Below are 14,828 nucleotides of genomic sequence, written 5' to 3' on the forward strand. Positions count from 1 at the left end.
CCCAAGCCAAGCGCAGTTTCATTAATTAAACCATTGAATATATATCTTTAGTTTGCATTTTACATAGTTTTTTTCTACAGTAGTAGGATAATTAGCATAATCACTTCCTTTGAAACGGAAGCTTGATCCTGTAATAAATTCATCAGTACTTCCATCATAATCGTAGATGCTAAGATGAAAATAGTCGTCTAAATTGTTAATCACATGTGGACTTGGGAATGTAAATATGAGTGGCAGGTTCTTTTCCACAACGTTATTACGGATATCCGAGATACCGTTGATTGCAATTTTGTCGTTGGTCTCGTCTTTATAAATTATATAAAAAACATCGGGACCGTCATTAGCATCCCAGCCGAGAGGCGGCTCTAAGTCCTCCAATTCAGCGATCTGGAAGCCTGTTACTCGTACTTTTGTAAATGCGGACGAGCCCGAAGTTGTTCCACCAGTTGTTGTTCCACCAGTTGTTGTTCCGCCGGTTGTTGTTCCCCCTGTGGTTGTTCCCCCTGTGGTTGTTCCCGCAGTAGTCGTGCTGTTAGATTGAGGTTGTTCTGTCTCTTTTTTCTTACAAGAAAAAATAAACAAGCAAACCATTCCTGCTGAAAATAGTAGAAATCGAATATTTTTTTTCATGATCATTTATTATAGGCATTACGAATTTAGAAAAAATTATGCGAGTCTTAAACTTTAAGAAGATCTTGTTCTAGTTTTTACTTCGAGTGTACAAGAATTCTCTTGCCTGCAAAACTGAAACATTCAGATATATTTCATCAACACTTCTTTACATAAACGAAAGGTTTGGCATAAATGTCGGTACTCTAAAAGAATTTAATTTTGAAAATTTATTTTACAGCGTTATACACATCTTACTGTCGAAAATGTGGAAATGCATTACGTGCTTATATCTTAAATGGATTTTTTATTCAACAATTAATTTTCCTCGGGTATATTTAGAATTACTTATAACCCCTCCTGAGGGAGCCGGCAGATCGGAAGCAGATTTGACAGGGACAAAATTATTTCTTACCGTATTTGTTGTGCTAAATCCTACCCACTCTGTTCCGCTCCACGAATAATGTCCGTCGCTTACCGATCCACCACTACTGTACACTAGCATGTCTGGTGGTACTGGTGCGGTTAACGGAGTGGCGGAATTTACACTGACTAGTGCTACTCTTGGACGCAAAAATCCTTTATTAGTGCTTTCTAATTCCAGCATTGAATTTACATCAATGTTATTCGGATTGTCTCCGATTTTTACTTGTCCATAGAGCGGACTTAGCGTAATAACCAGAAAACTTATGATGGTGATTAACTGTTTCATCTTGTTTGATTTTTGATTTATAAAAGAACGGTGCAAACTTATCCAGAAATGGTATGCAAGTAAATTTAGTTGATGCATGAGCCCTGCACATGTAAGTTTTAACGCCATAACGTAAATAGTAGTTGAAAACGTGGAAGACTTATACTTATTTATAACGTAGGATAAAGATTGTTGTAGTTTTAAAAAATAGATCTTGCGCAGGCGTGTATACTCAGCTTACAGATTTTCTGTTTATTCATAATTACTACTGTGTGTTTTTTATACAAATCCACTAAAAATCTTACACGTGTTTGCTTTAAAGAGAATTGACTGTTTTCACGTTCTCTTGTGTGATACATTTGTAGTATAAACCATTGACAGATACTGTCAAATAAATAAATATACCATGTTACTTCATAACCTACTCGAAAAACAAATTAAGGAATTTTTACCTCATGGGAGCGAATCAAACCCCGAACTAAAGCAATTTATCAATTCCATTAACGGTACGTATGAGACTTTGCATTCGGACAAAACGCCGCGCGAGGGTGACTTTGTTTCAAAACAACAAACTATTTTTGAACTCGAAAAAAGTGAGGAAAAATATAAGAGTATTCTTGAAAAATCAGCTGACATCATATACAAAACAAATCGGGATGGTTACTTTACGTTCGTTAACCCTGTAGCTGAGAGAATAACCGAATTTTCAGAAGACGAACTTTTGAATACACATTTTTTAGAACTCATTCGCGAAGATTACAGAAAAATGGCAAATTCCATTTATGGGAGGCAGACTCGTTTCAAAAAATCGACCACTTACTTGGAGTTTCCAATTGTTACCAAAACAGGTCTTGAAAAATGGATTGGGCAAAGTGTTCAATATACAGAGCTAGGCGATAGCGATTTTGAGTTGACAGCACTTGCTATTGATATTACTGAGAGAAAAGCATCTGAAAAAACTATTTTATTGCGAGAAGAAAAATACCGAAACATTATTGCCAATGTAAATATGGGATTGGTGGAGGTTGATCTGAATGAAGTTATTCAACATTGCAACCAGGGTTTTTGCGATTTATCTGGTTATACAAGACAAGAGTTGATCGGAAAAAACATTGTTGACATTCTTGTGTGTGAAAGCAGTAAATCTTTATTAAAAAATAAAACCCAACAACGATCGAGTGGTCTTTCTGATAGTTACGAAATTGAAATAAAAAACAAAAAAGGTTTCGACCGCTGGTGGTTAGTAAGTGGAGCGCCTAACTATGATGATTCTGGAAAATTAATCGGCTCTGTTGGAATTCATCTGGATATTACAGAAAGGAAAAGGTTGGAGCAAGAATTGAAGGCTGCTAAACAAAAAGCCGAAGAATCGTCAAAGGCCAAAGAAGTTTTTCTAGCAAACATGAGCCACGAAATAAGAACGCCACTCAATGCTATTATCGGTATGATTAGAGAACTTTCTTTTGAAAATCTAACTGAAGTTCAAAACGTTTATGTTCGAAACACGTCAATTGCTTCACAGCATTTATTATCGATTCTTAATAACATACTGGATATCTCTAAAATAGAAGCGGGAGAATTTAAGTTACAGGAAACGGACTTTGAGATAGAAGCACTTTTATATAGCGCAACAGAAATGATGAAAAATTCTGCGGCGGATAAAAATTTGCATTTAAAAACAAGTTTTTCGAAGGATCTTAAAAAAGTGCTTCGGGGAGATGCTACCCGATTAAGACAAATACTAATTAATATTCTGGGAAATGCCATAAAATTTACTGAGCACGGGGGTATATCATTAAAATGTGAAGTTGAGAGGGAAACGTCTTCAGAGCAAATGTTGCTTATTTCTGTTACAGACACTGGTGTTGGCATGAGCAAGGACTATCAGAAAAACATATTTAATAAATTCTCACAGGAAGATGCTACAACTGCCCGCATACATGGTGGTACTGGCCTTGGCATGGCAATTACGAGAGAACTTATTCAACTTATGCAGGGAGATATTACAATAGATAGCACCAAGGGTGTTGGCACAACCGTGTTAATTAAATTAGCATTATTAGTAGGTGATTCGTCAAAAATCTCTGAATTAAACCCAAAAAAGACTTTTACCAAAAAACCAATAAAAGTTCTGTTAACTGAGGATAATGAGTTTAACAGGTTTGTTGCAACAAAAACACTAAACAGAAATAATTGTATTGTATCAACAGCTGTAAATGGATTAGAAGCTATTGAAAAACTAAAAAAAGATCAATATGATATTGTTCTTATGGATGTACAAATGCCAGTAATGGACGGCATTGAAGCTACTAAGTTAATAAGAACAAAATTAAAATTAACCACTCCTATAATAGCATTAAGCGCTAATGCATTTAAATCAGAAAGTGATTTTTGTCTTAAAATAGGAATGAACGATTATATCACAAAACCTTTCGAAGAAAAATTTCTAATGGATTCGATTTATAAAAACATTAATAAACCTTTAGAAGAATCAGACTATGTCGTAAATACTTCGCAAACTAAAAAATTATATAACATAAGTGAACTCAGACAATTAAGCGATGGTGATGATAACTATATGAAAACGCTTGTTAATTTATTTATTAAACAAAGTAAAAGTTCAGTTAAACAAATAACAGAAGCTCTCGTCGACAAAGACCTTAAAAAGGTTTACGAAATTTCTCATCAAATTAAGCCTAGCATAGAGAATTTTAATATTGACAGGCTTAAATTAGCCATTAGAGAAATTGAGGACGATAGTAAGGCTGGAATATATTCTAAAGAGCTTAAACAAAATGTTACCTTTTTATGTATTACTCTGAAAAAGGTAATTTATGGTTTACAATTTGAATTTAATTTAAGTTCAGATGAAGAGGATATTAGACCTCTCTATGAATACCAGCCATAGCTATACGTATTGTCTTCTGGAACTTGAATTTGTTAATGCTAATTAATTTGACTTAAAAATAGCATCAACTCAAAATTGTCTATATAAATAACCACTTTCGAAATAACAGAACTGTTGAATAACCTTTAAATTTTTAGCCATTCCCAAAGTCATCAATGTCACGACGGTCTTTTTTGGTGGGCCTGCCAGAACCTCTTTCACGTTTAACATTTACTTTAAAAAACGCTGAAGGGAGCACGTCCCCTTTTTTTTCAGCTGGTGGAGTGTGATCTGTATAATGTTGTTGCGCAATTTCAAAACTCTGTCTTTTCTCGATTAGCGCAGTAACTTCAATAATTTTTTTATCGTAACCAATACTCATCGTATAACGTTCTCCAACTTTTACAACATGCGAGGGTTTTAAATTTTGGTCATCTAATTTTACTTTCCCTCCCTTAATTGCTTCAGAGGCAAGTGTTCTCGATTTATACATTCTAATGGCCCATAAATAAGTATCTGCACGCACTTCCATCTTATCTTAAAATAATGATTTTACAAGTGAATGTTTTTAAACCGTTTGTTAGCCAGACAAGGTAAGCTCCATTAACAAGTTCAGACGTGGAAATCGCAGCTCTATTTTGAACGGGAGATACTTCGATAGCTTTCACCGGATCTCCATAATAATTATAGAGAAAACCCTTTAGTTGAACATTGTTTACTCCAAATAATTTAAGACTTACAACATCTTCTAAATAAAATGGATTTGGATAAGCTGACATTTTTAATGTTCCATCGTTATAATCAACAAAAATTTTTCTCACTGCAGAAGTTTCAATGGAAGGCTCTAAGCGAACTTTATAATAATTTACTGTGTTGAGACTCGGTTTAAGATGCACGTAATTTTTATCCTCAACAAGTGTAGAGACTCCGCAAATAGCAGGATCTGAACCTACCTCAACATAAATGAGAGAATCTGTACTGTGCAATACCGAGAAACCAAAACACGTTGGGCCTGGTTTTACAGAAAATTTTAATACAACCGAACCGTCATTTTCGAATACATTAAAAGCTTGAATGCGTTGCGCTGAAACTACGTTTAATAAAAAAAGAAATAGAACGAGTAAACGCATGTTTATTCTTCATTAATCCAGACAAAAGTATTCCGGCTGTTATAATATAAAGTTAAGACATAATTTCCTTTTTTCAATCCGTTTAGTTTCATGTCAATACTCATAGAGTTTTTGCCTTCAAAAACACGTTTCTCCTTTACAACCAATTTTTCAAAACCAGGTTCTAGCGGCTTTGTTATCACAGCAGTGATAAACGCATTTTGTTTTACTGTAAAATCTAAAGTTATCTTATCCGCAAATTTGAACGAACGTTCAATCTCCATTTCTTTGCTTTCTTCACTGAGATAATAATGTCCGATACTACTATCGTTCACAAGAACTTCATACAAATCAAAACGGTTTGATTCAACCGCTTGCACCCATCTTACCCGAATACCATTGTTATCAATTATTTCATGAAAATTTGCATTAAACAAAAAAGGATGTTCATTGATCTTAAAATAATCAAATTTTAAACCGCCGTTTTTACTTAACGCAAGAGTAAGATCGGTTTCCTTTCCTGAATAGAAATTTTGTTTGTCGAAATATAAAATATAAACATATCCTGTCAGACTATCGACCTTTATGCTGGGCATAAATTGTTCTTTGTGATTAGGCCTGTAACTAACTAAAATAGGCTCTGTCCAATGCTCTCCACTATCATCGCTATAAACTAAGAACACATCTTTGTTTTTCTCGCCGTTTTTTTCATCACTCCAAGTAATGTACACCCTGCCTTTGAATTCTCCGTTAGAATTATCACAGGTAATAAAAGGTAGGCCATTCGTTTTAATTTCATCTACTTTAGATGCCCATCCTCCTTTAACAGGATTAATAATTTTTTCTTCCTTTAACCAGGTTGTGCCACTATCTCGGGAGCATTGAAACATTAAGCCTTTTGGGCCTATCCATGTAACATAAATTTCTCCACCACTGCCCACGCTTGGCATGGGCCCCTTAAGAGTATTATCGTCATCTGAACAATCGCCGAAAGTTGAATTTAATTGTTTTGGGCTTGTCCATGTTTTACCTTCAATTGATCTTGCGTAATATACAACAGACAAGTCCTCTTTTCTTTTGCTTTTGTAGGAGTCGAATTGGGTCCAGGTTGCGTGCCACAAATTTCGTGTGTTATCAAAATATACGTGTGGGGCGTCTTTATGTTTTGTGTTTTTTTCATCAATAGACATTTTAGTTGATGCCGGAATAAAATCACCTTCAGTAAGAACGGCTTGAAATTGCGCCTGGTGTTTTAAAAACAAAAATATCAAGAGTGAGAAATAAAAACTTTTTTTCATGTCAGATTAACACAAATTTAGAAATACAACTCATATATGCAAGCGACAAAAGTCAATTATTCATTTTGTATTCGTTCATAAAATCATAACTTTAAGGACTTAAAAAAAATATATGGAAAAGTCTCTTATCACTAATTATTTAGATCAGAACAAAGATCGTTTATTAAATGAACTCATTGATCTTCTAAAAATTCCCTCAATAAGCGCTGACAGTAAATACAAACCTGATGTGATGAAAACAGCTGAAGCTGTTAAACAACGATTAATTGAAGCTGGTGCTGATAAAGTAGAACTTTGCACAACCAAAGGAAATCCGGTTGTGTATGCCGAAAAAATAATCGATCAAAAAAAACCAACCGTTATTGTATATGGTCATTATGACGTACAACCCGCAGATCCTATAGAGTTATGGGATTCTCCTCCATTTGAACCGATAATTAAAAAAACAGCCGCTCATCCTGACGGTGCTATTTTTGCACGTGGGGCGTGTGATGATAAAGGGCAGATGTATATGCACGTGAAGGCTTTTGAATTCATGATGAAATCAAACACTTTACCTTGTAATGTGAAATTTATGATCGAAGGAGAAGAGGAAGTTGGATCACCAAGTCTTGGCCCATGGATTATTGAAAATAAAAATCGTTTAAAAGGGGATATTATTTTAATTTCTGATACATCCATCATTGCAAACGATACACCTAGTATTGATGCAGGTTTGAGAGGTTTAGCGTATATGGAAGTTGAAGTGACCGGACCAAATCGTGATTTACACAGCGGTGTATATGGCGGTGCAGTTGCTAATCCAATAAATATTTTATGCAAAATGATCGCGGATTGTCACGATGAAAACAATCACATTACCATTCCTGGATTCTACGATGACGTGATGGAACTAAGTAAAGAAGAGCGTGCCGAAATGGCAAAGGCACCTTTTGATTTGAATGACTTTAAAAAAGATTTAGGAATTGCCGAAGAACGCGGTGAAAAAGATTTTAGCACTAATGAAAGAACTGGCATTCGTCCAACTTTGGATGTAAATGGCATCTGGGGAGGCTATACAGGTGAAGGTGCAAAAACAGTTCTGCCATCAAAAGCGAGCGCAAAAATAAGTATGCGTCTTGTTCCAAATCAAGGTTCACATAAAATAAGTGAATTGTTTCAAAAACATTTTGAAAAAACTGCTCCAAAATCGGTGAAGGTGAAAGTTACAGCGCATCATGGCGGAGAGCCTGTTGTTGTGAGTACAGAAAGTATTGGATTTAAAGCTGCGAGCAAAGCCATGCAAGAAACATATGGTAAAAAACCTATCCCAACGCGCGGAGGCGGCAGTATTCCTATTGTTGCCCTGTTTAAGAAAGAATTGGGATTAGATAGCATTCTGTTTGGTTTTGGTTTAGACTCTGATGCCTTGCACTCACCAAACGAACATTACGGCCTATTTAATTATTACAAAGGCATTGAAACTATTCCTTTGTTTTATAAGTACTTTTCGGAGCAGTCTGGTAAATAATGACACCGGGAGAAATTGTCGGGACTTTTGGAGTGAGTATTTTACTCATTGCATTTGCACTTAATCTTGCTAATAAATTGAACGCTGCGTCTGTTCCGTATTTGTTAATGAATATTATTGGCGCGGCACTTGCAGGTGTTTCCAGTTATATGATTGCTTTTTGGCCTTTTGTAATTTTAGAAGCTGTGTGGACTGTTTCATCACTTATAATGCTTATTCGTACTTTAAAAAAATAAACATGTTTTCGCGTTTTCATCTTCTTACTTTATTGGCTGTTTCACTTCTGCTTTTCACAAACTGCAGAGACTATAAAGAAATACAGACTACAGGCGTAAAAGGTTTTAAAGTAAATAAAATAAGTACTGAGGGAATTGATGGAGATATTATGATTGGCATTAAAAACCCAAACAATTTTGGATTTTCAATTTACAAAAGTGCATTTGACGTTAATTACAGCGGGGTTTATCTAGGTAAGGCTAAATTGACCAAGCGCGTACATATAAGTGCCAACGAAGAAGAGGTTTATAGTTTTAACTTAAAGAATGATTTTAAAGGAGCGAATCTTCCAGATGTTATGAAACTATTAAGTGGTGCTATGTTTAAAAACACGATCGAAGTAAGGGGTAATTTAAAAGTGGGTAAGTTTCATTTTAAGAAAAAAATTCCTATTAAAATTTCGGAAAAGGTAAAGTTGAACTAATCAGATATTGAAAAATTGAAGGGTTTATTTCTATTTTTTATCAATATTCGGTGGTGGCAAAGTTACTCTTCCACTAATCAATTCCTCGCTTGTCTTTTTTACAGCATTAACCACAATCAATTGTGTTTTATCTTCAAGAAACACAGAGAAAAAGAAATCCTGTTTAGCCTTAAACTTCCAATCCTTTAGCTCTACAAAATTCTTTTTAATAATAGTTAGTTTATCCTGATTCTCTTTTGAGACAATAATCACTTTAGTAATCGGTTTCTCTTTCATTCTGTTTATTGATACTTCACTTACCTCATCCTCCGATTGTGATATTGAGCAATATGGATACTGTTTCGAAAAAATACCAAAGTCACTAGCGTTATCAGAAATTACATATCTGTAACACATTAGATTATCCATTTCTTCAAGCCATTCAGAAAAGTTTTCCTCATAAAATTTTATGTAAATATTTATAAAACCTTCATCAATTCCTTTCTTTTGATTGATATAATCCACCAACATAGGGTAAATTTTTTTCGCCATTTGGTTAATGTATTTTCTGTCGTACCAATCACCTTCATCTCTTTTACCGCTTAACGATTCATAAACGTAACCATTACCGAGTGAAGTTGCCAGCGCTTCATTGAATAACAAATAGGCATAAGCGCTGTATTTTGAACGGTTGTTGGCAAACCATTTCGAAATATTTTTTTTAATAATTACAGGTTGTTCATCGTATAAAATATGGAATATTTCATGCAACATAACGCTTAATACTGTGGTGTAATCTTTCGTATCCGTTGAAAGAGCGCTTATTGCATTGTTGCAAAATGCCTCAGCAGTAAATCCACTCGAACTTGGATAAGGATAAAAAGCAATCTCGAACGGAAAAGAATCATCCCAATATGATCTATAAAACGTTAATCCTTTATTAAAATACGAATCAAGCTTTTTTGTTTTAGCGAATGTTACGATTTCATGAAGTTGCTTTTCGAATTTTACTTTATTAGGTTGATATACCAACTCCCTATATATAAATTGAAACTCATATAAAATTGTGGTAAGATGATGTAAAGTTGAATTCGGAATAATGCCTACAGCAGCGGTTTTAAATACCTTAAGGTTGGCACTATTCATTAAACACTTCTTTAATAGTGCAATAGTAAAGCCAGGCATCTTTGATCCGTAAGGAAAACCTTCGAATTCGTACACATAGTCTATCCTTAAGGTATCGAACTGAGCAAGCAGTCGTTTATATTTATCACGATTGTATAAGGAAGCTGAAAAATCCTTCTTAAAGGGGTTATCAGGATGTGTTTCCGAAAGTTGTTGTACATAAATAAAAACTGCCAGCGGCTCCGAAAATTTTATATCAAACTGCGGTTCTTGAGAAAAATTTTTAATACTTGAGATTAGAAAAACAAATATAATACAATGTACTTTCATTCTTAAATGCTTATTCGTCGTCATCTTTCGTTTCTCCACCAACCTCGTCCCCACCATAAACACCGGCGCGTTTCATTTTACTTACAAAGTCTATTGCTTTCTTTTTTGTAGTTCCATCAAATGAATAAGAAGGTCCTCGTTCGATATTCATTTTTTTGCTTTTGCCTTTTAACTCGTTCATAGCATTATTAAAATCAGGATTGCTACTCACAGACAGCATCTTTCCACGTGAAAATGTAAAGTAGTACCAGGTGTTTCCATCTGCTTCGAGATATATATCCAAAACATCACCACCTCTTTGTTTTTTTATTTGCACAATAGATTGTCCCCCAAAGTAGCGGAAAATTTCTGTTTTTAAAATATTTCCTAATCCCACAGGGCCTACTGAAACATAAGCTCGCAGCTTGTCGTTAAAGGTCATTTTTACATCGCTCAATACAATACTTTTCTCAAATTCATCAGGAAAACGTTTGTAATTACCATATAAATTAAGTTCTGATAGAGCTCTGTCTCCGCGTTCCTTTCCAAGTATTTCAATTAAACCATGATTAAATAAATCTCCCTCAAATGGAGTTGGATTAAGAGAGCCGAGATAAATCTCTAAATCCTTTGCCATTTTTTTAAGAAGGCTTCCTTCAAAAAAGAAATCGAAAACCATCATGAGATTAAAATTGATACTGTCGTTAACAGCGTTATAAACTGCATTTCCAACGCTGGTTAACTTAATTTGCCCCAAATCTGTACTTATATTATATCTACCTTCTGATTTTACAATGCAATTGGACGTGTTTAAACTAACATAGTTACCGGGTAAACTCATCTCTTCTAATTTTTCTTTATTAGAAATTTCGTATTGAAGATTTTCTTTGTCGTAGGTTAAAAGTCCTTCTGCTTCGATAACGTCACGACTACTCCTCGATCCTTGCAAAGAAAGAAAGGAGGTAAACACCTTGTTTGAATCGGGATTAAAAAACAAGCCCGTTCCAACAGCTGCGCCACGCATGTCGAGAGCCTTTTTAGGAATTGGAATTAAAATTTCTTTTGGATTTATTTCACCGGTAAATTTTAAATAAGATTTACCAATTTTGTTACAATTGTGTACAATTCGTGTTCCACCATCAAAGGTTAAGAACTCCTGTGTGGCTTGCAAATATACCTTACCTGCAAAACTAAAATAGTCATTGAAATTAAAATTTTCAGATTCCGGAATTTCACCTTCAGAAATGGTTTGGCCCGACTCGTCTGGTTTAATTGTTTTAAATAAGATGAGATAAGGCTTATCATTCTCATCTAAATATTGATATTCACCAGAGGCCAAATAATCTCTTCGACCATATATACTCGCCGTGGTGTTTCGGATGTTGTGAAATTTTGTTACTGTATTTGCAAGAATAGAAGATTTTCTAAGTGTATCCATTACTGCATTTTTAAAAATAGTGACGTCGCCATTTTTAGGGAAAATTCTTGCATCTGCTACATTAATAAAGGGCACATTTACACACCGAATAATAAATTTACGGAGATTATATTTCGCACCGGGAGCAAAAAAACGAAGAGAATCTTGTTTTGGATGAATACTAATAAATTCAGGTCCTTCCAAATCAAGCCCTGCCTCCGAAGAATCGGTTACCATTTTTTTCTGTGTATCTCCAAGTTCTATATCTTCGGCATCCATAAACCATTTAAAACGATCCATAAACGCGATGTATTGGTTCTTATCAAATTTCACATACGACCCTTCACCATTTGTTACGAATTCACCAATTCGCTGATCAAAATCTATTTTGGCGTTTACGTTTACAGTACTAAAAGTGAATCCCTCTTCTTCAAAGGCTTTGAGTCGGAAGCTAGCGGTATCACTGAATATTCGCCGCTTTACAAATAAAATATTTCTGGAAAACAGGTTCGCCTTTTCAAAATCCACTCTTCCATCGCCAACAAGATCCTTAAATGTTAAATCATATCTACCTCTAAATTCAACTTTTTCTTTGTATGCTAAGAAAGGGCTCTTGGTATTAAATGACTGCAGAAGATCTTCGTAGGGCATAAAATGTAATCGCACAGTGTCACCGTGAACGACAGGAAATTCAGGATTATCGCCTTGTTTTACGTCATAGGTAGTTGCGTAACCATTTGCACTGTCGGGAAAAAATATGAGGTCGGGAACTTTTGATAAACTGGAACTAAATTTAAAATCTCCACCACCTCTTAGGCCCTTATTGCTTAAACGAATTTCCTGGTCGAAATTAGCTTTTCCCTTATAAATAGGATATCCCCCTGCTGGTGTCTGTCGTATAAAACCAAGAGAATAATCTTTTTGCAAGCCAAGTATTTCTTTAAAATCGGGGAAAATACCCGCTGAAGCAAAAGTACCTTCGAAGCGCATTCCTTCATTTCGAAAATTATCTAAACTATCGATACTAAACGGATCGAGCTTGAAATAAAATTTATCGCGATTGTATACTCCTTTAAAAATTTGACGCTTATCGTAAAAAGCATAACTTTCTTTAAAGCTCTGAAAGCTCGGAAACGTAGGAGCCTTGCCATATCCACTTTTATTTTTTGGAGCATCAATACGCAACTCACCATTTACGTTTTCAATTAAAGTCTGCACTTTTTTAAACGGAATGTTTCCATTTATATCCGGCTCAAACGCTTCCACATATATTTTTATGGAATCGATTGTCTTCATGTCGATTTTAAATTGCTCATAATCAAAGATGAAATCTTTGCCGACGAATTCGAACTTTCCCGACGCCACTGTACCACTGAAATCGACACGGCGATTCTTTTTTAAGGTCACTTCGCCATGTCTTGGAAAAATAAAAACTTTTTGCGTATCACTCAAAAGTACCTGCTTAACACCATGAACCGTTAGATCGTAATTTAATAAATTCATGGTAGCATTATCCTTGCCAGGATTCACCGAGTGTAATGTGATGATATCATAATCGTGTTTATGCTTCGCATTATCAGCGTAATCAAACAAACGTTGACGCGTGCTAATCAAATCGTTTTCAGGATTATAATAGATAAGCCCACTGGTAGCCATTTTAAAAATTATTGGACGAAGATCATTCGCTAAATATTTAATGTATTTGGCAAAATCTACCACCGTAAAACTCGCAGGCTTACCGTTTGCATTGTAAAATTCAATCATCCGGGTAATGGGACTAATTCTCTCTCCCATTTTTATGTCCTCAGCTTTGTTGCGGTTATAAAAATCAGACGACTCAAAATACGCTTCGCCCTGAAAGTTATTTGGAAGAAAATTAAACGCTAACAGGGGCTCGTCTATGTTCCAGGTAATTTGTTCAAAATACATGTCGTATTTATGAAATGTGTTGAGAAAAGGTGTTTTTTGAAGACCGTCATCACCACGTAAAATTGTAACCAGTCGTTTTTCCATCTGATAGGTGAAACTCAAGCCAGGGTGGTAGATGGTATCTTTTCCAAGAAAAAATTTAATAACAGCAGGATTCGCCGCAATTTTTTCTTTACTCATACCAAAGGCACGAGCACTTACTTCCAAAAATTTTACGTTTTCATTCTTAAAAATAATTTTAGCCATATTGGAACCATTTCCTGATCCAATAAATTTTCCGCCCCGCATACCAAATCCACCTTCGTAATCCACGTCCGGGTAAATGTCTTTAACTGTTAAACGTTTACTGTAAGAATCAAAACGAGGGTATGTAGGCTCGCCATTTTCGGTAATAATGCGGTCTGTAATTTTTCCTAATTGAGGTTGATCGAAATATTGCTTGCCATTAAAAGTCGCACTGTCGCTGATATAATTTCCAACTTTGCAATCAATCGTAAAACGTTTTAATGCGGCGTACACATCGCTTTCAAGACCTGCTTTTGCCCAACTTACCTTGCCGCCTCTGCCAACAAATTTGCCGTTGGTAGGGTAATACGTACCACCCGTTTCTTCTATGGCGATACTATCTCCGCGTGGGTTAGCGCCAATCATAGTAATTTCGTCAAAAATTATAACGGGTATTGAATCGTAAACGAATTTATAATTTGGTTCAATACTGTAATACCTGTATGAAGGTGTCTTGTAAAAAGTATTGTCTTTGAAAATATTTTCGCTCACTTCAAAAAAATCTTGCGCACCTCTTAATGATTTACCCTTAAGGATTTTGTCTACACAAACCTGCCAGTTTTCAAAATGCTCCACACCTTGATTTGCTTGAATGGCGTTTACAACCGTATTAAGATAACTCTGAAAATAGGGGTATGGTTTCATGCGTTTGTTAAGCATCGCATTCGACGTTTCCATGATTATTTCCTTATAATATCCGGCAACCACATTTTCTTTCCAAAGTTTTTCGAAGTTGCGCATGTAATCAGCTGCCAGTTCTTTATTGGCTGAATTATCCTGAAAATACTGATTTAGATCTTTGGTGAATCTAGCCGTATCGGTTGAAAATTGCGTAATTTTTTGGGCTTTTCCGAATGAAAAAACACCTATACAGAAAATAACAAAAATGATTTTTAAGGAGGAAAACGACATAGCTGCTGATTATCTTACCAACCAAATATAAAAAATGAATATAAGTTTTTAAGCCTTAAATCGGGATT

At 35.1% G+C, this 14,828-nt stretch carries 11 protein-coding genes; 4 read left to right on the plus strand and 7 right to left on the minus strand.

Annotation, left to right across the window (positions count from 1 at the left end; translation table 11 throughout):
* Positions 1–21 precede the first annotated feature (21 nt).
* Both P2086_RS06195 and P2086_RS06200 read right to left on the minus strand, forming a co-directional pair.
* Entirely contained in the window at positions 22–630 is a 609-nt protein-coding gene (locus P2086_RS06195; RefSeq protein ID WP_317899574.1) for a hypothetical protein, read from the minus strand.
* A gap of 286 nt (positions 631–916) precedes the next feature.
* The gene (locus P2086_RS06200) at positions 917–1,321 is read right to left on the minus strand and encodes a phage tail-like protein (protein WP_317899575.1); all 405 of its coding nucleotides are present in this window, start codon (positions 1,319–1,321) and stop codon (positions 917–919) included.
* A 385-nt stretch (positions 1,322–1,706) separates the two neighbouring features.
* Here P2086_RS06200 and P2086_RS06205 point away from each other — a divergent pair, with 385 nt between their 5' ends.
* A complete protein-coding gene (locus P2086_RS06205; protein WP_317899576.1) occupies positions 1,707–4,208 on the plus strand; it encodes a PAS domain S-box protein in 2,502 nt (833 codons plus the stop codon).
* Positions 4,209–4,341: 133 nt separating this feature from the next.
* Here P2086_RS06205 and P2086_RS06210 read toward each other — a convergent pair whose 3' ends face one another.
* From P2086_RS06210 to P2086_RS06220, 3 genes are read right to left on the minus strand one after another with little or no spacing between them, the layout of a single operon-like run.
* The gene (locus P2086_RS06210) at positions 4,342–4,719 is read right to left on the minus strand and encodes an RNA-binding S4 domain-containing protein (protein ID WP_317899577.1); all 378 of its coding nucleotides are present in this window, start codon (positions 4,717–4,719) and stop codon (positions 4,342–4,344) included.
* Between the two features lies 1 nt (position 4,720).
* The gene (locus P2086_RS06215; protein ID WP_317899578.1) at positions 4,721–5,317 is read right to left on the minus strand and encodes a T9SS type A sorting domain-containing protein; all 597 of its coding nucleotides are present in this window, start codon (positions 5,315–5,317) and stop codon (positions 4,721–4,723) included.
* Between the two features lie 2 nt (positions 5,318–5,319).
* Positions 5,320–6,594, minus strand: coding sequence for a sialidase family protein (locus P2086_RS06220; protein ID WP_317899579.1), 1,275 nt, complete (start codon positions 6,592–6,594; stop codon positions 5,320–5,322).
* Positions 6,595–6,706: 112 nt separating this feature from the next.
* Between P2086_RS06220 and P2086_RS06225 the strand changes: the two genes are divergently transcribed.
* From P2086_RS06225 to P2086_RS06235, 3 genes are read left to right on the plus strand one after another with little or no spacing between them, the layout of a single operon-like run.
* Entirely contained in the window at positions 6,707–8,104 is a 1,398-nt protein-coding gene (locus tag P2086_RS06225; protein WP_317899580.1) for a dipeptidase, read from the plus strand.
* Positions 8,104–8,340 (plus strand): CBU_0592 family membrane protein, encoded by a 237-nt coding sequence (locus P2086_RS06230; protein WP_317899581.1) that lies wholly within the window; start codon positions 8,104–8,106, stop codon positions 8,338–8,340. Before P2086_RS06225 ends, P2086_RS06230 begins: the two co-directional genes overlap by 1 nt.
* Positions 8,341–8,342: 2 nt before the next feature.
* The gene (locus P2086_RS06235) at positions 8,343–8,804 is read left to right on the plus strand and encodes an LEA type 2 family protein (RefSeq protein WP_317899582.1); all 462 of its coding nucleotides are present in this window, start codon (positions 8,343–8,345) and stop codon (positions 8,802–8,804) included.
* Positions 8,805–8,834: 30 nt separating this feature from the next.
* Here the strand turns inward: P2086_RS06235 and P2086_RS06240 are convergent, their stop codons facing one another.
* The gene (locus tag P2086_RS06240) at positions 8,835–10,238 is read right to left on the minus strand and encodes a hypothetical protein (protein WP_317899583.1); all 1,404 of its coding nucleotides are present in this window, start codon (positions 10,236–10,238) and stop codon (positions 8,835–8,837) included.
* 10 nt (positions 10,239–10,248) lie between these two features.
* Positions 10,249–14,760: a hypothetical protein gene (locus P2086_RS06245; RefSeq protein WP_317899584.1), complete on the minus strand. Its 4,512-nt coding sequence runs from the start codon at positions 14,758–14,760 to the stop codon at positions 10,249–10,251.
* Positions 14,761–14,828 lie beyond the last annotated feature (68 nt).

The organism is Aurantibacillus circumpalustris (assembly GCF_029625215.1).
GTDB lineage: Bacteria > Bacteroidota > Bacteroidia > B-17B0 > Aurantibacillaceae > Aurantibacillus > Aurantibacillus circumpalustris.

Excerpts from the sequence above, each read along its gene's own strand:
- P2086_RS06220 (WP_317899579.1), bottom strand. The coding sequence starts at position 6,594 with ATGAAAAAAAGTTTTTATTTCTCACTCTTGATATTTTTGTTTTTAAAA.
- P2086_RS06225 (WP_317899580.1), top strand. The coding sequence starts at position 6,707 with ATGGAAAAGTCTCTTATCACTAATTATTTAGATCAGAACAAAGATCGT.
- P2086_RS06205 (WP_317899576.1), top strand. The coding sequence starts at position 1,707 with ATGTTACTTCATAACCTACTCGAAAAACAAATTAAGGAATTTTTACCT.
- P2086_RS06240 (WP_317899583.1), bottom strand. The coding sequence starts at position 10,238 with ATGAAAGTACATTGTATTATATTTGTTTTTCTAATCTCAAGTATTAAA.
- P2086_RS06245 (WP_317899584.1), bottom strand. The coding sequence starts at position 14,760 with ATGTCGTTTTCCTCCTTAAAAATCATTTTTGTTATTTTCTGTATAGGT.
- P2086_RS06215 (WP_317899578.1), bottom strand. The coding sequence starts at position 5,317 with ATGCGTTTACTCGTTCTATTTCTTTTTTTATTAAACGTAGTTTCAGCG.
- P2086_RS06195 (WP_317899574.1), bottom strand. The coding sequence starts at position 630 with ATGAAAAAAAATATTCGATTTCTACTATTTTCAGCAGGAATGGTTTGC.
- P2086_RS06235 (WP_317899582.1), top strand. The coding sequence starts at position 8,343 with ATGTTTTCGCGTTTTCATCTTCTTACTTTATTGGCTGTTTCACTTCTG.
- P2086_RS06210 (WP_317899577.1), bottom strand. The coding sequence starts at position 4,719 with ATGGAAGTGCGTGCAGATACTTATTTATGGGCCATTAGAATGTATAAA.
- P2086_RS06230 (WP_317899581.1), top strand. The coding sequence starts at position 8,104 with ATGACACCGGGAGAAATTGTCGGGACTTTTGGAGTGAGTATTTTACTC.
- P2086_RS06200 (WP_317899575.1), bottom strand. The coding sequence starts at position 1,321 with ATGAAACAGTTAATCACCATCATAAGTTTTCTGGTTATTACGCTAAGT.